We start from the raw sequence: 22594 nt of genomic DNA on the forward strand, positions 1-22594 counted from the left end.
CACAACGAATAGTATCGTTCTTGCCTATAAAAACATGCATTTTGTGCCGTTTTTTGGGTCTCAAAGGAAGGCTGTCTCCTCAAAACTGCGCAACTTCCGGCTGTGAAGCCGTTCCAGCGGCATCTCACGCAAGTGTTCCATCGCCCGGATTCCGATCATCAAATGGCGCGCAACCTGCGTTTTGTAGAAATCCGATGCCATGCCGGGCAGCTTCAATTCACCGTGCAGCGGCTTGTCGCTGACGCACAGCAACGTTCCGTAAGGCACCCGAAACCGGAACCCGTTTGCGGCGATTGTCGCGCTTTCCATGTCCAGCGCAACGGCGCGGCTTTGGCTCAGGCGCTGAACGGGGCCGCGCTGATCGCGCAATTCCCAGTTCCGGTTGTCAAGGCTCGCCACGGTGCCCGTGCGCATGATCCGCTTGAGGTCAAATCCTTCCAGTTCAGTCACCTTGGCCACAGCGGTTTCCAGCGCGATCTGGATTTCCGCAAGGGCAGGAACCGGCACCCAAACGGGCAGGTCATCATCCAGAACCTTGTCTTCACGCAGATAGGCATGCGCCAGAACAAAATCGCCCAGCTGCTGCGAATTGCGCAGGCCCGCGCAGTGACCAACCATCAGCCAAGCATGGGGCCGCAACACGGCAATATGGTCTGTTGCGGTTTTTGCATTCGATGGTCCGACGCCGATATTGACCAGCGTAATCCCCTGCCCGCCTTCGCGTTTCAAATGATAGGTCGGCATCTGCGGCATCTTTGCAGGCACATCCAGTGGTGCGTCTGCTTCCGTGATCTCGACATTTCCGGTCGCCACGAATGATGTGTATCCGCTGCTTTTGTCAGCCAGCATCTGGCGGGCATAAGCCTCGAACTCTTCGACGTAGAACTGGTAGTTCGTGAACAGCACATGGTTCTGGAAATGGTCGGGCGCGGTGGCGGTGTAGTGCGACAGCCGCGCCAACGAATAATCGACGCGTTGCGCCGTGAATGGCGCGAGCGGGTGCGACCCGTCCTCGAATGTGAATCCAAGACCATTGACAATGTCATCATTGGTTGTTGCCAGATCGGGCACGTCAAAGACATCGCGCAGGGTAAAGTCGCCGGCCCCTTCCTGAGGCACCGAAACGTCCTGTTCATTCGCAACTGCGAAATGCACCGGCATCGGCGTCATCGACTGGCCGATCTCAACGGGCACGTTGTGGTTCTGGATCAGCAAACCGATCTGTTGCTCAAGATATTTGGCAAACAGGCGCGGGCGGGTGATCGTCGCGGAATAGCTACCCGGCTGGGCAACGTGGCCAAACGACAAACGACTATCGACAACAGCAAAGCTCGTGGTGCGGATACGTATTTCGGGATAAAACGCGCGATAGCGCGAAGTTGGCTGACCAGTCTTAAGCGTTTCCGAAAACGAGGCGCAGAGAAATTCAGTTGCCTCGTCATAAAGGGCAACCAGATGCGCTACCGCGGCCTTCGCATCGGTAAAGGCCTCGGGGGCCGCCAGCGGGGGCGAAACTACGGGCAGAGTCGTATCAGCGCTCATCCAGCGGGATCCTTGAATATGTGGGGATAATCAGCATCACCAAATCTGACACGAACCGGCACAGGTCTGCAAGCCGTGACGTGAAATCACTGTAACTGGCACAGCCAAACTGACAAACTATGCGAAACAAATAGCGGAGCCGATGATGTCCAATCGCCATAATCTGACCCACTGGGACGAACGCACCGATCTTGCCGCCGCCTTTCACTGGACGGCGCGGCTTGATATGCATGAAGGCGTTGCGAACCATTTTTCGATGGCGATCAACGATGATGGCACGCGGTTCCTGATGAACCCCAACCAGATGCATTTCAGCCGCATCAAGGCGAGCGATATGATCATCGTCGACGCCAATGACCCTGAAACCCTGACTGGTCCGAACGCGCCTGATCCAACGGCGTGGGGCCTGCACGGCGGGTTGCACCGCCATTGCCCCCACGCGCGCTGCGCGATGCATGTGCATTCGATCCATGCGACGGTTTTGGCATCCCTTGCTGACAGCCGATTGCCACCAATCGACCAGAACTGCGCGACGTTCTTTAACCGCTATGTGATTGATGAAAACTATGGCGGTTTGGCCTTCGAGGACGAAGGCGCACGTTGCGCCGCACTGTTTACCGACCCCAAGCAAAAGGTCATGATCATGGGTAACCACGGAGTCATGGTGATCGGCGAAACGGTGGCTGAAACCTTTAATCGCATGTTCTATTTTGAACGCGCCGCCGAAACCTACATCCGCGCGCTGCAAACCGGTCAGCCACTGCGTGTTTTGCCAGACGATATTGCCGAAAAGACAGCCCGCGAGCTGGAACAATATCCCGAACAGGATGTGCGACATCTGGCCGAATTGCGCGCGATCCTTGATGAAGAAGGCGCAAGCTATGCCAGCTAGGACAATGCTGTCGTTCGGGCACGGATACAGTGCTGGTGCGCTTTCCCCCATCTTGCACCGGCAGGGGTGGACTGTCTTTGGCACGACCCGCTCTGCTGATAACGCCGACAGGGTGCGCGACACCGATGCGACGCCGCTGATCTGGCCAGACCAGCCGATCACCGCAGAACTGGATCAGGCCAGCCACTTGTTGATTTCGGCCGGGCCAGGCGCCGATGGCGATCCGGTTCTGGAAGCGATGCGAAACGAGATTGCCGCGCGTCGCGACCAGTTTGAATGGGTTGGCTATCTGTCCACCACAGGCGTTTATGGGGATCATCAAGGCGGGTGGGTCGATGAAAACACGCCCCTTGCACCGTCAACCAAACGCGGGCAACTGCGCGTCGCTGCCGAAGCGGATTGGCAGTCCATGGACCTGCCGCTGCATATTTTTCGCCTGGCGGGAATATACGGACCCGGTCGTGGCCCGTTTGCCAAGGTGCGCAACGGCACCGCGCGGCGGATCATCAAGAGCGGGCAGGTCTTCAGCCGCATACATGTGGACGATATCGCACAGGTTCTGGCGGCCTCGATCGCGCGCCCCAACCCCGGTGCGATATATAACCTGTGCGATGACGATCCTGCCCCGCCGCAAGACGTGATCGCCTATGCCGCTGAATTGTTGGGCCTGCCAATTCCACCTGCCGTGGCATTTGAAGATGCTGACATGACCGCGATGGCGCGCAGCTTTTATGCCGAAAGCAAGAAAGTGCGCAACGACCGGATCAAGGACGAACTTGGTGTCACATTGCTTTATCCGGATTATCGCACAGGTTTGCAGGCCTTGCTTGCACAGGACGGTTAGGCTTGCGTCTTTCGGTCCGGCATCTCATATCAACCTAACGTAACCGAGCGAGACACCAATGACCCTGCGCGAACAGACCGCTGCTTATCTTGAACGTGATTTCGTGCGTAACGGAATCATCGGCGTGATCTTGTTCAACGCGCTGATCCTTGGGCTGGAAACCTCGGACACCGTCATGGCGAACTTTGGCGCATTGATCTACGCGCTCGACACATTCTGCCTGTGTATCTTCGTAATCGAAATCGCGGCCAAGCTATTCGCCCATGGCTGGCGCTTTTTCCGGTCTGGATGGAATATCTTTGACTTTGTCATCGTCGGGATCGCGATCGTGCCCGCCGCACAGTCGTTTTCCGTCTTGCGGGCATTGCGGATCCTGCGGGTGCTGCGCGTGTTGTCTGCCGCGCCGCGCCTGCGCCGCGTGGTCGAAGGGTTTGTAACCGCCCTTCCCGGCATGGGCAGCGTGTTCGTGTTGATGATGATCATCTTCTACATTGGCAGCGTGATGGCTACGAAACTGTTCGGTGATGCCTTTCCCGAATGGTTCGGCCACTTGGGGCTGTCGGCCTATTCCCTGTTCCAGATCATGACGCTTGAAAGCTGGTCTATGGGGATCGTGCGCCCTGTGATGGAAACCTACCCCTACGCATGGGCGTTCTTTGTGCCCTTCATCATGATGACGACCTTTGCTGTGGTGAACCTGCTGGTCGGCCTGATCGTGAATTCCATGCAGGACGCCCACCACGAAGACGATGTGGCCCGCACTGATACCTATCGCGACGAAGTGCTGGAGCGCCTGAAAGCCATCGAAGATCGTCTGCCACCGAAAACCTAGGCGCGTTTGCCGATCACGCCAACGCCCAGAACTTCCAATACTTTGCGCTCGATATCCTCGGCGTTCAGACCCGCCATGGCATACATGTCGCGCGGGCTGGACTGGTCGATAAACGTATCGGGCAGCACCATCGAACGGAACTTCAAGCCGTGATCAAAAACACCTTCGTCCGACAGCAACTGCGCAACATGGCTACCGAACCCGCCAACCGCACCTTCCTCGATGGTGATCATCGCATCATGGTCGGCGGCCAATTTCAGGATCATGTCACGATCAAGCGGTTTGGCGAAACGCGCATCGGCAATCGTTGGCTTGATACCTTTCGCACCCAAGGATTCGCAGGCCGCTTCAACCTCTTGCAAACGGGTGCCAAACGACAGGATTGCCACCTGTTTACCCGCGCGGATCATCCGGCCCTTGCCGATTTCCAGCGGCTGCGCGTCTTCGGGAATGACCACGCCCACACCCTCGCCGCGTGGAAAACGGAACGCAATCGGACCGTCATCATGGGCGGCGGCAGTCGCGACCATGCGCACCAATTCACCCTCGTCCGCGGCGGCCATCACCACAAAACCGGGCAGGTTCGCCAGATAGGCAATATCATAGCTGCCCGCATGGGTTGCGCCGTCAGCCCCGACCAGCCCCGCGCGATCAATCGCGAACCGCACCGGCAGGCGCTGGATCGCGACATCATGCACAACCTGATCATACCCGCGTTGCAGGAACGTCGAATAAAGTGCGCAAAACGGTTTCATCCCACCGGCTGCCAATCCGGCGGAAAATGTCACGGCGTGTTGTTCGGCAATGCCCACGTCAAAACAGCGGCTGGCGTAACGCTCCATGAACCGGTTCAGACCCGTGCCGTCCGGCATCGCGGCCGTGATGGCGCAAATCTTTGGGTCTTTCGCGGCTTCTTTCAACAAGGCCTCGGCAAACACACTCGTGTAACTCGGCGCGTTGCTTTTCGCCTTGGCCTGTTTCCCCGTCACCAAGTCAAATTTCGCGGTGGCATGGCCACGGTCAATTGCGGCCTCGGCGGGGGCATACCCCTTGCCCTTTTTGGTAATCGCGTGGATCAACACAGGCCCCGTCGCGCGGGTTTTCACGGTGCGTAAGACCGACAGCAATTGCTCCATATCATGCCCGTCAATCGGGCCAACATAACTGAATCCCAATTCCTCGAACATCGTTCCGCCGACGGTCATGCCTTTTAGCATTTCCTTGGCACGGCGCGCACCTTCTTGCAGGGGTGGTGGCAAGAACGACACCGCGCCCTTGGCCGCAGCCTTCAAGTCTTGAAACGGCGCGCCGGCATAAAGGCGGCTCAGGTACGATGACATCGCACCTACGGGCGGAGCAATCGACATGTCGTTATCGTTGAGGATCACAAACAAGCGTTTGCCCAAATGACCTGCGTTGTTCATCGCCTCATAGGCCATGCCCGCAGACATCGCACCGTCACCGATCACGGCAATTCCGTCACCGGGATCACCGCCCAAATCAGCCGCCACTGCAAAGCCAAGTGCAGCGGAAATCGATGTGCTGGAATGGGCCGCGCCAAAGGGATCATAGGGCGATTCACTGCGCTTCGTGAACCCGCTCAGCCCGTCTTTTTGGCGCAGGGTGCGGATACGGTCACGCCGCCCCGTCAGGATCTTGTGCGGATAACACTGGTGACTGACGTCCCATATGATCTTGTCGCGTGGCGTATCAAACACCGCATGAAGCGCAACGGTCAGTTCAACCACACCAAGGCCAGCACCCAAATGGCCGCCAGTTTCAGACACGGCCGAAATCGTTTCGGCGCGGAGTTCGTCGGCGACACGGCGCAGTTCGACGTCTGACATTTCTCGCAGGTCAGCAGGCAGGTGAACGCGGTCAAGCGTGGGGGTGTTTGGTCTGTCAGCCATGGGTTCGGCCTTTCATCAATGCCCGCGGGCAATAACGAAACGCGCGGCCTCCTTCAAGGTTTCGGCGTCGTCACCATAAGATGATAGTGCATCACAGGCCTCGGTCACGAGGTCTTGCGCGCGGCGTTTCGCCCCATCAAGACCCAAAAGGGAAACAAAAGTGGCCTTTCCGGCGGCTTCGTCCTTGCGCACAGCCTTGCCAACAGTTGCGGCGTCACCTTCCACATCAAGCACATCATCAGCAATCTGGAACGCAAGGCCCAGACAATCGCCGTAGATACGCATTTTATGTTCCTTTTCGCCCGCCATGCGCGGCCCAGCTATCGCCGACCACGAAATCAGGGCGCCGGTTTTACCTGCTTGTAGCGTCATGATCTGATCAAGCGTCAAAGGTTCGGGCGCCGTTTCAGCAGCGATGTCCATCGCTTGCCCTCCAACCATGCCGCGCACGCCAGCGGCGCCGGCAAGGGAGTGGGTCAGGATGAACCGTTGCTGCGCATCAACCCCAGTTTCCATCACCAGCTGAAACGCAAGGGAATGGAGCGCGTCACCGACTAGCACCGCGGTCGCCTCGTCCCACTTTACATGCACGGTGGGTTGGCCACGGCGCAGAGCATCATCGTCCATACAAGGCAAATCGTCGTGGACCAGTGAATAAGCATGCAAACATTCGATGGCCGCCGCCGCAGGTTGCGCTCGCATCGCGTCAATGCCGTGCAAGCGCGCCGATTCCAGCACCAGAAAAGCGCGTAGGGCTTTGCCGCCGCGCACCGCGTATTTCATCGCGTCGGGGATCGGGCCAATCAAACCAGCCAGCGCAAATTCCACACGCGCATCGGCAGTCTCGGCGGCAGCCTTCAGCGATGCAGCCAAAGGGTGGCGCGTCATATCGACGATCCGCGTGACCTCGAATTGGTCCAAAGGTTTGAACTCGGGCTTCCTAGCCATCAAGCGGGGCCGTGCCTGTCGGATTTCCATCACCATCCAGCGTCAGCTTGGCGACCTTTTCCTCGGCCTCTTTCAGCTTGGCCTCGCAGCGCTTTTTCAATGCGGCACCGCGTTCGTAAAGGGTGATCGATTCCTCAAGCGGGACATCGCCACGCTCAAGCTGGCCAACGACGCCTTCCAACTCGCGCATTGCATCTTCAAAGCTCATCTTATCAACAGGCTGGTCGGTCATCGGCCTCTCTCCTCTAGAACGGCAACATGGGCGGCGGCACTATCGGCCAAAGCCTCAAGATCATAGCCGCCTTCAAGGCTGGATACCACGCGCCCGGCGCAGTGTTTATCCGCCAAATCACACAGACGGCTGGTTATCCACGCAAAATCATCGGTTTTCAGCATCATCCCCGCCAATGGATCATCTTCATGTGCATCAAATCCGGCGGATATCAGCAGAAGTTCAGGTGCGAAAGCATCAACGCGCGGCAGAATGACCCGCTCCATCACTTCGCGAAATGCTTTTGATCCGGTCCCATCCGGCAGCGGCACGTTGACCACATTGTCATGCGCCCCGACCTCGTCTGCCGCGCCGGTGCCGGGATAAAGCGGTGACTGGTGCGTGGAACAAAACAGAATGCGCGCATCATCCTCGACCAGATCCTGCGTTCCGTTGCCGTGATGCACATCGAAATCGACAATTGCGACCCGTTTCAGCCCGTGATGATCCAGCGCATGTTTCGCAGCCACCGCAACCGATCCAAAGAAACAGAATCCCATGGCTGTTTCGCGTTCGGCGTGATGACCCGGCGGGCGCACCGCGGCAAAGGCATTGGCAACCGCGCCATCCAGAACCAGATCGACGCAGCGCACCACGGCACCGGCAGCGCGGTAGGCGGCAGCCAAACTGCCCACCGACATATGCGTATCAGCATCCAGCGATCGCCAGCCTTGGGCCGGGGCGGCGTTACGAATGGCGGTGATGTGGCTTTGCGGGTGAACGCGCAGCAGATCATCATCCGCCACCATCGGCGCACTGACGCGGCGCAAGTCCATATCCGCCAGCGCACCCAAGACCGCATCAAGGCGCGCTACCTGTTCGGGATGCCCCGGCGGGGTGACATGATCAAGACAATCGGGATGGGTAATCAATGCAGTAACCATGCCGCCAAGGAACAGGTTGCGCGCGCGCATTTCAAGCGAAAGAAACCCGCCACGCCGCGGTGCAGTAAAAAAATTGAGTTGACGGTAAAGAAGTTTTTCAACAGGCTGAGTCGCGTCGCGCCATGCAAAAATACTACCACAATCGGCGCGCCTTGGGGGATTTTCTTGGTCAAAGGCCAATCCAATAGCATGAATGACCTTGGCCCGCGTCTGCGCCGCCAACGCCACAAGCATGGGCTGACCCTGCAGGAATTGGGTGCCGATTCGGGCGTTTCGGTCGGCTATCTCAGCCAGGTTGAACGCGGAAATGCGATACCGACCCTTGGCACGCTCTCGCAAATTGCTGCGGCGCTGCATGTGGGCGTGGACTATTTCATTGCCACCCCCAAGCCGGTCGACAGCCTGACCCGCGCAGGCCGGCGCCCGCACTTTTCAGTATCCGGTTCGTCGATTGCCTATGAGCAAATCGGCGCGGATTTTCCTGGTCACGAGTTGACGTCCTTTATTCTGCACGTGCCCCCTGGCTACACTTCGGAAGAAGTCAGCCACGAAGGCGAAGAGATGATCTATATCCTTGACGGTGCAATTGCGCAGGTCGTGGATGGGATCGAACACACCATGACTACAGGTGACAGCCTGCACTATCTCGGCACCAGCCCGCATTCATGGTCCAACAAGTCAGACGCGCCCGCCCGCATACTTTGGGTGGGGCGGATGCAATACGAAAAATCGGGCAAAGCAAAATCAGAAAACGGGGCGCAACGCGGACAGCCATCTGCCGTGTCAGCCCTGGCGCCTTCTTCGGCGCACAGCAGAGCGGGCTAACCCCTTTGCCAACTTTGAATGAAAACCAGACAGGAGAGAAAAATGTCTATTAAACGCAACCTCGCTGCCGGCCTTACAATGGCCATCCTTGGCAGCACCGCCCTTTCGGCGCAGACGCTTGTCTATTGCTCGGAAGGGTCGCCCGAGGGTTTCGACCCGGCGCTGTATACGGCAGGCACGACCTTTGATGCGTCGTCCCACCCGATCTACAACCGCCTGACGGAATTCGAGACCGGCACGACCAACGTGATCCCCGGTCTGGCCGAAAGCTGGGAAGCTTCCGAGGACGGGCTGGAATACACATTCAACCTGCGTCAGGGCGTGAAATTCCACTCCAACGACAGCTTCACGCCAACGCGTGACTTCAATGCCGATGACGTAATCTATAGCTTTGAGCGTCAGCGTCTTGATGATCACCCCTATCACGAAGTATCGGGCGGCACCTGGGAATACTTTGAAGGTATGTCCATGCCCGATCTGGTGGCCTCGGTCGAAAAGGTCGACGACTACACAGTCAAGTTCGTCCTGACCCGTCCAGAAGCACCTTTCGTTGCCAACATGGCGATGGATTTTGCCTCGATCCTGTCGGCGGAGTATGCCGATGCGATGATGGAGGCCGGCACACCTGAAATGGTCAACCAGGCGCCGATCGGCACTGGCCCGTTCAGTTTTGTCGCTTACCAAAAGGACGCCGTGATCCGTTACGAAACCAACGCCGATTACTGGCGCGGTGCGGCTGGCTTTGACAATCTGATCTTTGCGATCACGCCGGATGCCTCTGTGCGTTATCAGAAGCTTCAGGCTGGCGAATGCCACATCATGCCTTACCCGAACCCTGCCGATGTCGAAGCGATGGTCGCAGACGAAGGGATCAACGTGCTCGAGCAGGAAGGCCTGAACGTCGGCTACCTTGCCTATAACTCACAGATCGCGCCGTTTGACGATCCGGCTGTGCGTCGTGCGTTGAACATGGCCATCGACAAGCAGGCCATCATCGACGTGGTGTTCCAAGGGTCCGGCCAGATTGCCAAGAACCCGATCCCGCCGACCATGTGGTCCTACAACGAAGACATCGTTGACGACACCTATGACCCCGAAGCAGCGCGCGCCGCTCTTGAGGCCGCAGGCGTCACCGACCTGTCGATGAAGATCTGGGCCATGCCCGTGCAGCGCCCCTACAACCCCAACGCCCGCCGCATGGCGGAACTGATGCAGGCTGACTTTGCCGAAATCGGTGTTGATGTTGAAATCGTGTCCTACGAATGGGGTGAATACCTGTCCCGTTCGCGCGAGATTGATCGTGATGGCGCGGTTCTGCTTGGTTGGACAGGTGACAACGGCGATCCGGATAACTTCCTGGCCGTGTTGCTGGGCTGTGACGGGATCGAAAACTCCAACCGTGCACAGTGGTGCCACCAGCCGTTCGAAGATCTGATCCAGGCCGCCAAGGTCGAAACCGATCAGGCCGAGCGGACACGTCTGTATGAAGAAGCGCAAGTTATCTTCAAGGATCAGGCGCCCTGGGCCACGATCGCGCACTCGGTCGTTTACATGCCCGTGCGCCCCGAAGTGGAGGGCTACATCGTCCACCCGCTTGGTGGTCACATCTTCTATGGCGTGACACTCGCCGAATAATCGCACCAATGTCCGGGGCCGCAACTGGCCCCGGACACCCCTGCCGGAGCCCCCCAAATGACCGACCGTTTTGCCGATCTGCGCCAAACTGCCGTTGACCTGAATGTCGATGCTGTCGCGCTGGTGCCCGGCCCGAATTTCACGCGCGCCGTGGGGCAATCCTTTGCCAGCCACGAACGCCCCTTTGTCTTGATTGTCCCCGCAACGGGTGACCCCGCCGCTGTCGTTCCCAATCTCGAGCTTGGCTCTTGGGAGCAGGTCAATTTCACCGGTGCCGTCTATGACTGGCGCGATCAGGACGGCTATCAGCCCGCCTTTGATGCGCTAGCCCGCGACCTGCATATTCACACAATCGCTGTCGAAGGGCAGGTCATGCGCGTTTTTGTGCATCACGCGCTGAAAAAGGCGATGCCACAGCTTGAGATCACCGATGGTGAAAAAGCGATCAGTGGCTTGCGCATGATCAAGACCGATGCTGATATCGCCGCTCTTGAAGCCGCGATTGCCATTTCGGAACGCGCCCTTGCCCACACGCTTGATCAGGTCCGCGTCGGCATGACCGAGGCCGAGGTTGAGGCAATCCTTGTCGGGCGTCTGTTTGCCGAAGGGGCCCAAGGGCTGGCCTTTGATCCCATCGTTGCCGCCGGTGACAATTCCGCCCGCCCCCATGCCCATGCACGGGCCGATTACCAGATCAAACCGGGCGATGCGCTGTTGCTGGATTTCGGCGCACGCAAAGACGGCTTTGCCGCCGACATCACCCGCACCGTGTTTGTGGATCACGTCAGTGACGAAGGTCGCGCCGTTTACGAAACCGTGCTGGCGGCAAACCTTGCGGGGTTTGCCGTGACCAGGGCTGGCGTGACTGCGCACCAGATTGATAACGCCGTAATTGGCGTCCTCGAAGCCTCGCCCTATGCCAACCGCATCCGCACGAAAACAGGCCACGGGTTGGGCCGCGACGTGCACGAAGCGCCCTATATCATGCGCGGCAATCACGAAGTTCTAAAGGCTGGTGTGGTTTACACAAACGAACCCGGCCTTTACGAGATCGGTAATTTCGGTGTGCGCATCGAAGACGATGTGTTGATTACAACTGATGGCTGCCGTTCCCTCACAACCTTCCCCAAAGATCTGATGATCATAGGAAAGACCTGATGCTCAAATACCTTTTGTCACGCCTGCTGACGTTCCTGCCAACGTTCATCGGCGTCACGCTGATTTCGTTTTCCTTCATCCGCGTCCTGCCGGGTGATCCGATCATCGTCATGGCTGGTGAACGCGGGATGAGCGATGAACGCTATCAGGAACTGGTGCAGGAGCTGGGCTTTGACCGACCTGTGCTTGTTCAATACTGGGAGTATCTGGGCGGTGTGATCCAGGGTGATCTTGGCAACAGTTTTGTCACCAAACGCCCGGTCTGGGACGAATTTTTCGCCCTGTTTCCGGCCACTTTGGAACTGTCGATCTGCGCGATGATTCTTGCGGTGCTGATCGGCCTGCCTGCCGGTGTGATTGCAGCCGTGAACCGCGGCAAGTTCTTTGACCGTGCGCTTATGTCCACGGCGCTGATCGGCTATTCCATGCCGATTTTCTGGTGGGCATTGCTGCTGATCATCGTGTTCAGCGGCAACTTGCAATGGACGCCTGTATCGGGGCGGATCGATCTGATTTACTACTTTGATGACGTGACGGGGTTCATGCTGATCGACAGCCTGCTTTCGGGACAAAAGGGCGCGTTCACTTCGGCTGTGCGCCACTTGGTCCTGCCGACGATCGTGCTGGCCACCGTGCCGCTGGCCGTGATCGCACGTCAGACCCGTTCGGCCATGCTCGAAGTCCTGAGTGAGGACTACATTCGCACTGCCAAGGCCAAGGGGCTGCGCCCCGCGCGCATCAACGGGATGCACGCCATGCGCAACGCCCTGATCCCAGTGATCACCGTGATCGGCCTGTCGGTTGGCACGCTGCTGGCCGGCGCGATCCTGACCGAAACAATCTTTAGCTGGCCGGGCATCGGCAAGTGGATGGTCGATAGCATCTTCCGCCGTGACTATCCGGTTGTGCAGGGCGGGCTACTGCTGATCGCGCTGATGGTGATGATCGTGAACCTTACGGTCGATGTGCTTTACGGCTTCATCAACCCCAAAATCAGGAAGCAATAATGACCGACCTGACCCCCGAAGCCACCGCCGCCAACAAGGCCCGTCCGGGCCGCCTGCGCGAATTCTGGTTCTATTTCAGCGAAAACCGCGGGGCCGTGATGGGCCTGTGGGTGTTCATCGCCTTTATCATCATGGCCGCGGGCGCCGATATCCTTGCGCCCTACAGCCCCACCGAACAGTTCCGCGAATACACCCTTGTCCCGCCATTCTGGCAGGAGGGTGGCAGCTCAAAGTTCTGGTTGGGCACTGACCCGTTGGGGCGCGATATGCTGTCGCGCCTGCTGCATGGCGCGCGGTTCAGCTTTTTCGTCGGGATCGTTGTTGTGGCCGTGGCCGCCACGGGTGGCATCCTGATTGGTCTGCTCGCCGGGTTTGCGCCCAAGTGGCTTGATACAATCATCATGCGGATCATGGATATCATTCTGGCATTCCCGTCCCTGTTACTTGCGCTGGTGTTGGTTGCCATCCTTGGGCCATCGCTGATCAATGCGATGATTGCCATCGCCATCGTTTTGCAACCGCACTATGTGCGCCTGACCCGCGCATCGGTGCTGGGCGAATTGTCCAAGGACTATGTCACTTCGGCTCGTGTTGCAGGTGCGGGCCTGTTCCGGCGGATGTTCGTCACTGTCCTGCCCAACTGCCTTGCGCCGATCATCGTGCAGGCGGCGCTATCGTTTTCCAACGCGATCCTTGACGCGGCCGCGCTGGGCTTTCTTGGGATGGGCGCACAGCCGCCTACGCCCGAATGGGGCACGATGCTGGCCGAAGCGCGCGAGTTTATCCTGCGCGCCTGGTGGGTCGTGACCCTGCCCGGCATCGCGATCCTTGTGACCGTGCTGGCGATCAACTTGATGGGTGACGGGCTGCGCGATGCCCTTGATCCCAAACTAAAGAGGAGCTGACATGTCACTTCTTGAAATCAGAAACCTCAGCGTTGATTTTTCGACGTCCGGCGGCCAGTTCCGCGCGGTGGACGGCGTGGATGTCAGCGTCGACAAGAGCGATATCCTTGCCATCGTCGGGGAAAGCGGGTCGGGCAAATCCGTGTCAATGCTGGCGATGATGGGCCTGCTGCCATGGACCGCAACGATCACCGCCGACGTGATGAATTTCGACGGGATCGATCTGCGCACCGTTACCGCGCGCAACCGGCGCGGGCTGATCGGCAAAGACATCGCAATGATCTTTCAGGAACCCATGTCATCGCTGAACCCCTGTTTCACAGTCGGTTTCCAGATCAAGGAAGCGCTGCGCCAGCACTTGAACCTGTCGTCGCGCGAACGCCAAACGCGCGCCATTGAACTGCTGGAACAGGTCGGCATTCCCGATCCCGAACGCCGGCTGAGGGTGTTTCCACACCAACTGTCGGGTGGCATGAACCAGCGCGTGATGATCGCCATGGCCATCGCCTGCAAGCCGCGCTTGCTGATCGCCGATGAACCGACAACCGCACTGGACGTGACCATTCAGGCGCAGATCCTTGATCTGTTGACTGGGCTGCAAGCCGAAAGCGACATGGCGCTGATCCTGATCACCCACGACATGGGTGTTGTCGCCGAAACCGCTGAACGCGTCAGCGTGCAATACGCCGGTCAAAAGGTCGAAGAACAACCTGTTGTCGGCCTGTTTGAAACCCCGCATCACCCCTATACCTCGGCCTTGCTGGACGCGTTGCCGGAACGGGCCACGGGCCGTCTGTTGCCCACCATCACCGGGGTCGTTCCGGGCCAGTTTGACCGGCCCAAGGGTTGTTTGTTTGCGCCACGCTGCGCCTTTGCGGATGCCAAGTGCCACAGCACGCCGCCCGCACCCTGTGGGCCTGAACTGGGCCTTGCGCGGTGCCATTATCCCCTGAACACCAAATCCGTAGGTGCCGCATGACCCAAGCAATCGTCACTGCCAAAGACCTGTCACGCCACTATAACGTCAAGGGCGCGCTGTTCGGGCCCAAGGCCGTTGTGCGCGCCCTCTCGGAAGCCTCGTTCGAGTTGCATCCGGGCAAAACGCTGGCCGTGGTCGGCGAATCCGGCTGTGGAAAATCCACCCTCGCGCGGCTGATTACCCTCATTGAAGAACCGACCGATGGCACGTTTTCCATCGACGGGACGCCCGCGACACCTGCAAACTGGGCCAGCCTGCGCCAATCGGTGCAGATCATATTCCAAGACCCCTACGGATCACTAAATCCGCGTCACCGCGTGGGGGCCATCCTTGAAGAACCCCTGCGCATCAACCGCCCCGATATGTCGCGCGAGGCGATCACCGCCAAGGCGCGCGAGATGCTGGAACTGGTCGGTTTGCGCGCCGAACATTTCGACCGTTATCCGCATATGTTTTCCGGTGGTCAGCGCCAGCGCATCGCCGTGGCGCGCGCACTGATGCTGGAACCCAAGGTGCTGGTGCTGGACGAACCTGTCAGCGCGCTGGATTCTGTCGATCCAGTCGCAAATCCTGAACCTTCTGGTGGAGTTGCAGGATCGTCTGGGGCTGGCCTATCTGTTCATCAGCCATGACCTGTCGGTCGTGAAACACATGGCCGACGATATCATCGTGATGTATCTTGGGCGCCCTGTTGAATCGGGTACAATCGAGGACGTGCTGGCCAACCCGCGCCACCCCTACACGCGCGCGCTACTGTCAGCGACACCCGTGGCTGACCCCACGGCAGAAAAGCAGCGGATCAAACTGGAGGGTGAATTGCCCTCGCCGCTGAACGTGCCGCCCGGTTGCGCCTTTGCACCACGCTGCTGGAAGGCGCAGGACCGGTGCCGCGCCGAACGCCCGACACTGGATGGATCAGACCACCCCGCCGCCTGTTTCTTTCCCGAAGGGGACTAATCGGGCGCCAGCATATAACCCGCGCCACGCACGGTTTGCAGGTAGCGGGGTTGTTTGGGATCGGTTTCCAACTTGCGACGCAAGCGGGTAATTTGGACATCCACTGCCCGTTCCTGCGCTTGCCCGCCGGACCGGCCAAGCTGCTCAACCAGTGACTTCGCGGCTTACCGCATCGTTTGGCCCCGCCGAAAAAATCCGCATCAGCTGGTTTTCGGTCGCCGTCAAACGAACAAGATCTTCCCCGCGCCACAGCTCTCCGCGTTCAATATCGTAGCGCAGCGGTCCAAGATGCAGAACCTTGGGCGCTTGCAGTGCCGGCTCAGCGGTGGGCACGCGGCGCAGGATCGCATTGATCCGCAACAACAGCTCTTTGGGTTCAAACGGTTTGGCAAGATAGTCATCCGCGCCCGCCTCAAGCCCGCTGATCCGGTCGTCGGTTTCGCCCTTGGCCGTCAACAACATGATCGGCGTTGTGATCGTTTCACGCAGGGACCGACAGAGGGTCACGCCATCCTCGCCGGGCATCATGATATCCAGCACGATCAAATCAAATTCCAGCCCGCTCAGGACGCGGCGGGCATGGGCGGCATCACGCGCCGTGCTGACAAGGAATCCTGATCGCATCAGGAATTTTTGCAGCAACCCGCGAATGCGTTCGTCGTCATCAACGATCAATAGATGTGGTTCGTCCAAATTACTGTCCCCGATCCCGCATGGCATCGAATTGACGCCGCATATCCTCGTCCATCATCGCCTCAAGCACCTGCCGGAACCCGGCGACCGCTGTCGGCCCCGCCGCCCGATAGGCGGCACGCATCCGGTCGCGTTGCGCGTCCGACAGACGTTGTTCCAACGCGGCACCATCGTCGGTCAGATACAGATGACGTTCGCGTTTGTCCTGCCGCCCGACCTTGCTGGCGACTAGACCCTCGGCGATCAAGGTGCGCAACACACGATTAAGCGATTGTTTTGTAACGCCAAGAATGGCGAGAAGGTTGTTCACGGTTGTTCCGGGATTGCGGTGAATGAAATGGATCGCGCGATGATGCGCGCGCCCATAGGCCATATCCGCAAGAATGCGATCAGGATCGGCGGTAAATCCGCGATAGGCAAAGAACATCGCCTCGATCCCTTTGCGAACCTGTTCGTCCGTCAAAAAGAGAAGCGTTTGCCCGCCTTCGATGCCGCCTTCCGCCATCTGCATGTCTCCCCTGTGCTTGGATGACAATACGTCAGCCTTGTTGACATTCCAAGACCGGACTGGTAGCGAATCCTTGAATTTACGCAACTTTATGTCCGTTTCGGACCTATTGGCGCAATTTATGCAAAACTGACGGAGGCTATGATGGCTGGTGGATATGATGATCGTGACGGGAAAATCTGGATGGATGGCCAGTTGGTCGACTGGCGCGATGCCAATGTCCACATCCTTACGCACGCCATGCACTATGCCAGCAGCGTGTTCGAGGGCGAGCGCTGCTATAGCGGTAAGATCTTTAAGTCGCGCGCGCATTCGCAGCGGTTGATCACGTCAGGCAAGCTGATTGATTTCGACATCCCCTACACGGTTGACGAAATCGAAGCCGCCAAACAGGCCGCCCTTGATGCCAATGGTCTGAAAGACGCCTATGTGCGCGCGGTCGCATGGCGCGGCGCTGGCCCCGATATGGGTGTTGCATCGGCGCGTAACCCCGTGCGCATGGCCGTGGCCGTATGGGAATGGGGAAACTACTATGGCGATGCCAAGATGAAGGGCGCCAAGCTGGATATTGCCAAATGGAAGCGCCCCAGCCCCGAAACCGCACCGTCACAGGCCAAGGCGGCCGGCCTTTACATGATCGCAACCATGTCCAAACACGCCGCCGAGGCCAAAGGGTGCTCGGATGCGATGATGTTCGATTATCGCGGCTATGTGGCCGAAGCAACCGGTGCCAACATCTTTTTCGTCAAGGACGGCGAAGTGCATACACCAACGCCGGATGCCTTTCTGAACGGGATCACGCGCCAGACGGTTCTGGACATGCTGCGCGAACGTGGAATCAAGATTCACGAACGCCACATCATGCCCGAAGAACTTGAAGGGTTCGAGCAATGCTGGCTGACCGGCACAGCCGCCGAAGTGACGCCAGTGGGCCAGATAGGTGACTATAATTTCGAGGTCGGCACGCTCACCCGCGAGATATCCGAAGCCTACGAAAAGCTGGTCCGCGCCTAAGCGGTCCAGCCCCGCGCAATCCGCAGATACTGACGCAAGCGGCCCGCGCCTTCGGCGTGCGGCCGTTTTTGCAGCGCAACAGTGGCCTTGTCGGGCACTTTTTCACGCTCCACGCGCAGGTATTCGCGGGCACGGATGGCGCTTTGCCGCGCGCGGTTCTGATCGGTGATGTGGCGTTGCATGAATGGTCCTCCCAGTTCGTGACGCCTGCAAATTATAACATGTCACGCCCGGGAATTCACCCCCTGCTACTGAATCCCCTTGGCTTCGACCTTGCGGCGGGCGGTTTTTTGCGTGCCAAGTTGGCGCTCACGATAAACGATGATCACGCCCGCCAAGATGATCAGCCCCGCGCCAAACAGCATCTGCGGTGTGGGAATTTCAAGAAACCAGACGTAACCAATGATGATTGACCACAGCATCGACACATAGGTGAAAGGGGCCAGAACGCCTGCCTCTGCAAAGCGATAGCTTGAGGTCAGCAGAATTTGGCCAATCCCGCCAACGATCCCAGCGCCGACCAAAAGCACGGCTTCTTGCCACGTGGGCCAAACCCAACCAAACGGCAGCGTGAACAGCGAAAGAACTGACGCCGTGAGGGCAAAGTAAAACACAATCGCTGCGGTGCTTTCGCGCCCGGCCATGGATTTCACAAACACCTGTGCAAGGGCCGCCAGACAGGCCGAGCCAAGCACGATCATCGCGCCGAACGCTTCGGTCGTGCCAGCACCGGCAGACAGTCGCGGCCAGACGATGATCACCACACCGATCAACCCGACCGTCACCGCCGAAATACGCACCAAACGCAGGCGTTCGCCTAGCAACAACGCGGCAAGGATAAGCATGACAACCGGCGTAACAAACCTGATCGCCGTGACTTCGGGCAAGGGCAGGTATTTCAATCCGGCAAATCCCAACCCCATAGCCGCGGATCCTGCAATGCCACGCACAGCGTGCGACCGCAGATTGCTGGTTCTGATCCCCGACAGCAGATCACCGCGCGCAACCAACCAAACAACAATTACAGGCAAGGTAAAAAATGCCCGAAAGAACATCGCCTCGCCAGCAGGCACGCGATCTGCCGCCTTGATAAAGGCTGACATGACCGTGAATACCGTCACGGCAAGGGTCATCAAGGCGATGCCCAGCACAGGGGATTGATCCAGGAGAGGAGCGCGTTTCATGGCCAACGCATACGCCCGCGCGGGACGCCTTGCTAGGGGGTCAAACGTGCGATCGCCCAGCGCGCGGCGTCTGCGACCTCAAAGGCGGGATCATCAACATGGGGGCGGGCCGCATCGGCCAGCTTTGCGTCACCCGAATTGCCGATTGCATAAAGCACATTGCGCAGGAACCGGTTCCGCCCGATCCGTTTGACGGGACTGCCCGAAAACAGAGCGCGGAACGCAGCATCATCAAGCGTAGCAAGTTCCGCCAGCCCTGGCGCAACCAGTTCGGCACGCGCGTGATATTTCGCCTCGCGGGCCTCTTGCGCAAACTTGTTCCACGGGCAAATCGCCAGACAATCGTCGCACCCGTAAATCCGGTTGCCCATCAGGCCGCGCAGGTCTTCGTCAACCGGCCCGTGATGTTCGATCGTCAGATAGGAAATGCAGCGTCGCGCATCCAGCTGGAACGGCGCGGGAAAGGCGTTTGTCGGGCAGATATCCAGACAAGCCGTGCAACTGCCGCAGCTTTCGACGCCAGCCTCATCGGGGTCCAGTTCGAGGGTCGTAAAGATCGCCCCCAGAAAGAACCAGTTGCCCAGATCGCGCCCAAGAAGATTGGTGTGCTTGCCTTGCCAGCCCAGACCTGCCGCCGCGCCCAACGGTTTTTCCATGACGGGGGCGGTATCGACGAACACCTTGATCTGCGCGTCCTCGGCCTGTTCAATCAACCATCGGCCAACACGTTTCAGGCGTTTCTTGACAACATCATGGTAGTCACGATTCTGGGCATAAACGGAAATCGCTGCGCGGTCGGGTTGGTCAAGCACCGCAAGCGGATTATGATCCGGCGTGTAGGGTTCGGCCAGCATGACAACGGATCGCGCTTCGGGCCAAAGGGCGCTTGGATCAGCGCGCCACCCCGTGCGTTCACCCATCCATGACATCTGCCCGTGACGGCCATCAGCCAGAAAGGCAGCAAGGCGGTCGGGCAGTTCGGGAACGGCATCAGGGCGGCAAACCCCCATCTGTGCAAACCCTTCGGACAAGGCCTGCGCGCGCAACCGTTCCTTGAGGGTTGCAGTCACCTAAAAATCTAGGTCGGCGTAGTGCGACGGTTGCGGGAATCCAGACACCTGATCAGCCAGCAAGGACCGAAACGCGGGGCGCGACTTGATCTTGGCGTACCAGTCCTTCACGACCTCGGACCGGTTCCAATCAACGTCACTGACATAATCAAGGCAGGACAAATGCGATGCTGCCGCAAAATCCGCGAGCGAAAGATCATTTCCTGCCAGCCAGCGGCGCTGATCAAGCAACCACGCCATGTAATCAAGGTGGTATTTGATCGCCTTGGACCCGGCCTTGACGTTTGCACTGTCAGGGTAGCCGGTGCCCATCACCTTGCGAAACACCCGTTCACCCAGCAGTTTTGAGGTCACCTCGGCGTTGAACTTGTCGTCAAACCACGCAACCAGCCGACGCACCTCGTAACGCTGTTCAGAGGCCTTGGGCAGCAACGGCGGTTCGGGGTGTATCTCTTCAAGGTATTCGCAGATCGCAGTGCTTTCGGCAAAGGTGCGGCTACCCATGCGCAACACAGGCACCTTGCCTGCCGGGTTGCGGCGCAAAAAGTCAGGGTCTTGTTCCCAGTAACGCTCTTCGATCAGCTCAACTTCGATACGCTTCTCGGCCAACGAAAGGCGGACCTTGCGCGAAAAAGGCGAAAGCGGAAAATGATAGAGTTTGTGGGTTGCGCTATTCATCGGAACCTTACCACCTAGGACCCCACTTCAATGCCCGATTGCGCGGCGGTGATCAATCCCGTGTCACCGTTCAAAACATGCCGCGCGGCCGTCCGCCAGAATTGTCGCCGCACCATCAACGATTCCCGCCGCACGATTGCGAACATATGGTGAAGGCTGACTGGCCGAACGCCCTTTTGGATCAGGCAGGATCGCCGCAAGTCGTGCAGCCTGAACCGCGCTAAGATCGACAGCGTGCACGCCAAAGTAATGCATGGCAGCGGCCTCGACGCCGAACACGCCTTCATCAAATTCCGCGATATTCAGGTAAACCTCAAGAATACGCTGTTTGCTCCAGACCGCTTCGACGACCGGGGTCATACCGGCTTCGAGGGCTTTGCGCAGCCAACTGCGGCCATGCCAAAGATAAACATTCTTGACGACTTGCTGGCTAATCGTTGATGCACCACGCGTCCCACCACCATCAAGGGCCGCGCGAATCGCATTCACGTCCAACCCCCAATGCAGGCAAAAATTGGCGTCCTCGGCGGCAACGGCGGATCGCGCCATCACAGGGGCGATGTCTTCGATTGCAACCCATTCCTGCGTCACCCCGCCAACGCGCCGCCCTTCGGAAAACATGTAAGGCGTGGTCGGCGGGTTCACCAAAGCAAAGGTCACAGCTGCCAAAACAACAATGCTCAAGACAAGTATCCCTCCACGGATAATCCAGCGTCGCACCCAAAGAATTGCCCGCGTGATTGGGCCGCGCCCGCCCTTACCGGACTTTGACTTTGATGTCGCTTTGGATCGCTTTGTCATTGGGCTGTATAAGTCACGCGCAATACCCTGCGGTCAAGCGGCCAATGGCGCGGATAGCACGCTTGCTTCACGACCACGCAACACACAGCGCGCGGTTTCAATGAGGTCGCGTTTGGTGTCCGTCGCAAACTCTGGAAACAACGCTATGATTTCAGCACGCAACTCTGGATCGCCGTCCATCATCACATCACCTGGGAAAAAGGTTTCTGTCGCAATCCCTTCGGCAAAGATGACCTCGTGTTTTTCGCACATGACATGATGATAGGACACATGGCGCGTTGGCATCTGGTGAATGGTATCCCCGTTCACAAGGTGCTTGGCGGCGACGAATACCTCGTCCTCTCCAAAGAAAAGCTCCGCACGCCAACCGCTGATCAGGACGCGGTGTTGCGGTGACACAAGCAACGCACGATCATTGCCCAGCGCACCGGGCGCAAAACGGATCGGGGCAAAGTCGCCCTGCCCAACTACAGCACGATGGCCAGTCCAGACCAAAGGCTGAAGCCCGTTATCTTGCGTCACGAGCAGGTCACCAACTGCCAATTCCTCGACGGGGCGCAGCCCTTGATCTGTCTCGATAAGAGTTCCCGCTACAAAGCACGGTGGACCAAGCTGGGACACAAGAAGCGGACCTTGCCCATTAACCCAAGTGGACGACACGAATGTTCCATTCTGCAGGGCTTGACCATCCGTCGGCGTAAAAACCCGCTGCCCGTTAGCAAGGTAGAACGTAATGCCTGTATAGGTCACGTTTCCCACACCCGCGACATTGATGGTCACGGTATCACCCGGATATGAGCTTTGAATGTCGGAGCCGTTCACGCTGTCGTTGTCAAAACGGTCAAAGTCATTGTCGTTGTTTTGATCGACAAGTGTGTAATTCACGTAGTTCAACGCCGTCCCGCCCGCAGGCGGGTTAGCCGGATCCATGAGGAAGAACTGATCTGTATAACTTGTTGGCATAACTGCCTCATACTCACTGTTGTCAAATTGCGAACAGTGCTTGGTATGAGGGCGAAATGTGCCGCGATTAGGGTTACCTGAGGGTAAGTTTTAG

The 22594-nt window shown here is 58.5% G+C and carries 22 protein-coding genes and 2 pseudogenes; 11 read left to right on the top strand and 13 right to left on the bottom strand.

What is annotated here, in order from left to right:
• Positions 1 to 60: 60 nt before the first annotated feature.
• Positions 61 to 1542 (bottom strand): AMP nucleosidase, encoded by a 1482-nt coding sequence (locus SJY21_RS09940; RefSeq protein WP_377509738.1) that lies wholly within the window; start codon positions 1540 to 1542, stop codon positions 61 to 63.
• Between the two features lie 145 nt (positions 1543 to 1687).
• On the opposite strand from SJY21_RS09940, the gene SJY21_RS09945 reads away from it, so the two are divergent.
• Genes SJY21_RS09945 through SJY21_RS09955 form a run of 3 tightly spaced genes read left to right on the top strand, consistent with a single transcriptional unit; the run spans position 1688 to position 4110 of the window.
• A complete protein-coding gene (locus SJY21_RS09945; protein WP_377509741.1) occupies positions 1688 to 2434 on the top strand; it encodes a class II aldolase and adducin N-terminal domain-containing protein in 747 nt (248 codons plus the stop codon).
• Positions 2424 to 3278 carry an SDR family oxidoreductase gene (locus SJY21_RS09950; RefSeq protein ID WP_377509744.1) on the top strand — a complete coding sequence of 285 codons (855 nt, stop codon included), beginning with the start codon at positions 2424 to 2426 and terminating at the stop codon, positions 3276 to 3278. The genes SJY21_RS09945 and SJY21_RS09950 overlap by 11 nt, the downstream gene beginning before the upstream one ends.
• A gap of 58 nt (positions 3279 to 3336) precedes the next feature.
• Positions 3337 to 4110, top strand: a complete 774-nt coding sequence (locus SJY21_RS09955; RefSeq protein WP_377509747.1) for an ion transporter — start codon at positions 3337 to 3339, stop codon at positions 4108 to 4110.
• Here SJY21_RS09955 and dxs read toward each other — a convergent pair.
• From dxs to SJY21_RS09975, 4 genes are read right to left on the bottom strand one after another with little or no spacing between them, the layout of a single operon-like run.
• Positions 4107 to 6020, bottom strand: coding sequence for a 1-deoxy-D-xylulose-5-phosphate synthase (dxs, locus tag SJY21_RS09960; protein ID WP_377509750.1), 1914 nt, complete (start codon positions 6018 to 6020; stop codon positions 4107 to 4109). The two genes, SJY21_RS09955 and dxs, sit on opposite strands and share 4 nt — an antisense overlap.
• Before the next feature lie 15 nt (positions 6021 to 6035).
• Positions 6036 to 6968 (bottom strand): polyprenyl synthetase family protein, encoded by a 933-nt coding sequence (locus SJY21_RS09965; protein WP_377509753.1) that lies wholly within the window; start codon positions 6966 to 6968, stop codon positions 6036 to 6038.
• Positions 6961 to 7200, bottom strand: coding sequence for an exodeoxyribonuclease VII small subunit (locus tag SJY21_RS09970; RefSeq protein ID WP_377509756.1), 240 nt, complete (start codon positions 7198 to 7200; stop codon positions 6961 to 6963). The genes SJY21_RS09965 and SJY21_RS09970 overlap by 8 nt, the downstream gene beginning before the upstream one ends.
• Positions 7197 to 8123, bottom strand: a complete 927-nt coding sequence (locus SJY21_RS09975) for a histone deacetylase family protein (RefSeq protein WP_377509758.1) — start codon at positions 8121 to 8123, stop codon at positions 7197 to 7199. The genes SJY21_RS09970 and SJY21_RS09975 overlap by 4 nt, the downstream gene beginning before the upstream one ends.
• Between SJY21_RS09975 and SJY21_RS09980 the strand changes: the two genes are divergently transcribed.
• The 7 genes and pseudogenes from SJY21_RS09980 to SJY21_RS10010 all read left to right on the top strand — a co-directional run bounded on the left by SJY21_RS09980 (position 8082) and on the right by SJY21_RS10010 (position 15589).
• Positions 8082 to 8948: a helix-turn-helix domain-containing protein gene (locus SJY21_RS09980; RefSeq protein WP_377509761.1), complete on the top strand. Its 867-nt coding sequence runs from the start codon at positions 8082 to 8084 to the stop codon at positions 8946 to 8948. The two genes, SJY21_RS09975 and SJY21_RS09980, sit on opposite strands and share 42 nt — an antisense overlap.
• A gap of 42 nt (positions 8949 to 8990) precedes the next feature.
• Complete coding sequence (locus SJY21_RS09985) at positions 8991 to 10583, top strand: ABC transporter substrate-binding protein (protein WP_377509764.1); 1593 nt, start codon at positions 8991 to 8993, stop codon at positions 10581 to 10583.
• A gap of 57 nt (positions 10584 to 10640) precedes the next feature.
• A complete protein-coding gene (locus SJY21_RS09990) occupies positions 10641 to 11741 on the top strand; it encodes a M24 family metallopeptidase (protein WP_377509767.1) in 1101 nt (366 codons plus the stop codon).
• Positions 11741 to 12748 carry an ABC transporter permease subunit gene (locus SJY21_RS09995; protein WP_377509771.1) on the top strand — a complete coding sequence of 336 codons (1008 nt, stop codon included), beginning with the start codon at positions 11741 to 11743 and terminating at the stop codon, positions 12746 to 12748. The genes SJY21_RS09990 and SJY21_RS09995 overlap by 1 nt, the downstream gene beginning before the upstream one ends.
• Complete coding sequence (locus SJY21_RS10000) at positions 12748 to 13653, top strand: ABC transporter permease subunit (RefSeq protein WP_377509774.1); 906 nt, start codon at positions 12748 to 12750, stop codon at positions 13651 to 13653. Before SJY21_RS09995 ends, SJY21_RS10000 begins: the two co-directional genes overlap by 1 nt.
• Before the next feature lies 1 nt (position 13654).
• Positions 13655 to 14632, top strand: a complete 978-nt coding sequence (locus SJY21_RS10005; protein ID WP_377509776.1) for an ABC transporter ATP-binding protein — start codon at positions 13655 to 13657, stop codon at positions 14630 to 14632.
• A pseudogene (locus tag SJY21_RS10010) lies at positions 14629 to 15589 on the top strand (ABC transporter ATP-binding protein). The gene SJY21_RS10005 and the pseudogene SJY21_RS10010 overlap by 4 nt, the downstream one beginning before the upstream one ends.
• On the opposite strand, the pseudogene SJY21_RS10015 reads toward SJY21_RS10010, so the two are convergent.
• A pseudogene (locus SJY21_RS10015) lies at positions 15586 to 16309 on the bottom strand (response regulator). The pseudogenes SJY21_RS10010 and SJY21_RS10015 overlap by 4 nt on opposite strands.
• Positions 16284 to 16787 (bottom strand): MarR family winged helix-turn-helix transcriptional regulator, encoded by a 504-nt coding sequence (locus tag SJY21_RS10020; RefSeq protein ID WP_377513208.1) that lies wholly within the window; start codon positions 16785 to 16787, stop codon positions 16284 to 16286. Before SJY21_RS10020 ends, SJY21_RS10015 begins: the two are co-directional and overlap by 26 nt.
• Positions 16788 to 16934: 147 nt before the next feature.
• On the opposite strand from SJY21_RS10020, the gene SJY21_RS10025 reads away from it, so the two are divergent.
• Positions 16935 to 17804, top strand: coding sequence for a branched-chain amino acid aminotransferase (locus SJY21_RS10025; RefSeq protein ID WP_377509779.1), 870 nt, complete (start codon positions 16935 to 16937; stop codon positions 17802 to 17804).
• Here the strand turns inward: SJY21_RS10025 and SJY21_RS10030 are convergent.
• The 6 genes from SJY21_RS10030 to SJY21_RS10055 form a co-directional block, all read right to left on the bottom strand.
• A complete protein-coding gene (locus SJY21_RS10030) occupies positions 17801 to 17986 on the bottom strand; it encodes a hypothetical protein (RefSeq protein WP_377509782.1) in 186 nt (61 codons plus the stop codon). The genes SJY21_RS10025 and SJY21_RS10030 overlap by 4 nt on opposite strands.
• Before the next feature lie 66 nt (positions 17987 to 18052).
• Positions 18053 to 18988: a DMT family transporter gene (locus SJY21_RS10035; protein WP_377509785.1), complete on the bottom strand. Its 936-nt coding sequence runs from the start codon at positions 18986 to 18988 to the stop codon at positions 18053 to 18055.
• Between the two features lie 32 nt (positions 18989 to 19020).
• Positions 19021 to 20058, bottom strand: a complete 1038-nt coding sequence (gene queG / locus SJY21_RS10040; protein WP_377509788.1) for a tRNA epoxyqueuosine(34) reductase QueG — start codon at positions 20056 to 20058, stop codon at positions 19021 to 19023.
• Entirely contained in the window at positions 20059 to 20736 is a 678-nt protein-coding gene (locus tag SJY21_RS10045) for a glutathione S-transferase family protein (protein ID WP_377509790.1), read from the bottom strand. It lies immediately after the preceding gene.
• Positions 20737 to 20799: 63 nt separating this feature from the next.
• Positions 20800 to 21537, bottom strand: coding sequence for a monofunctional biosynthetic peptidoglycan transglycosylase (gene mtgA / locus SJY21_RS10050; protein ID WP_377509793.1), 738 nt, complete (start codon positions 21535 to 21537; stop codon positions 20800 to 20802).
• 33 nt (positions 21538 to 21570) lie between these two features.
• Positions 21571 to 22500: a Hint domain-containing protein gene (locus SJY21_RS10055; RefSeq protein ID WP_377509796.1), complete on the bottom strand. Its 930-nt coding sequence runs from the start codon at positions 22498 to 22500 to the stop codon at positions 21571 to 21573.
• Positions 22501 to 22594 lie beyond the last annotated feature (94 nt).

The organism is Octadecabacter sp. R77987 (genome assembly GCF_042466115.1).
In the GTDB taxonomy this organism is placed as follows: Bacteria; Pseudomonadota; Alphaproteobacteria; order Rhodobacterales; family Rhodobacteraceae; genus SW4.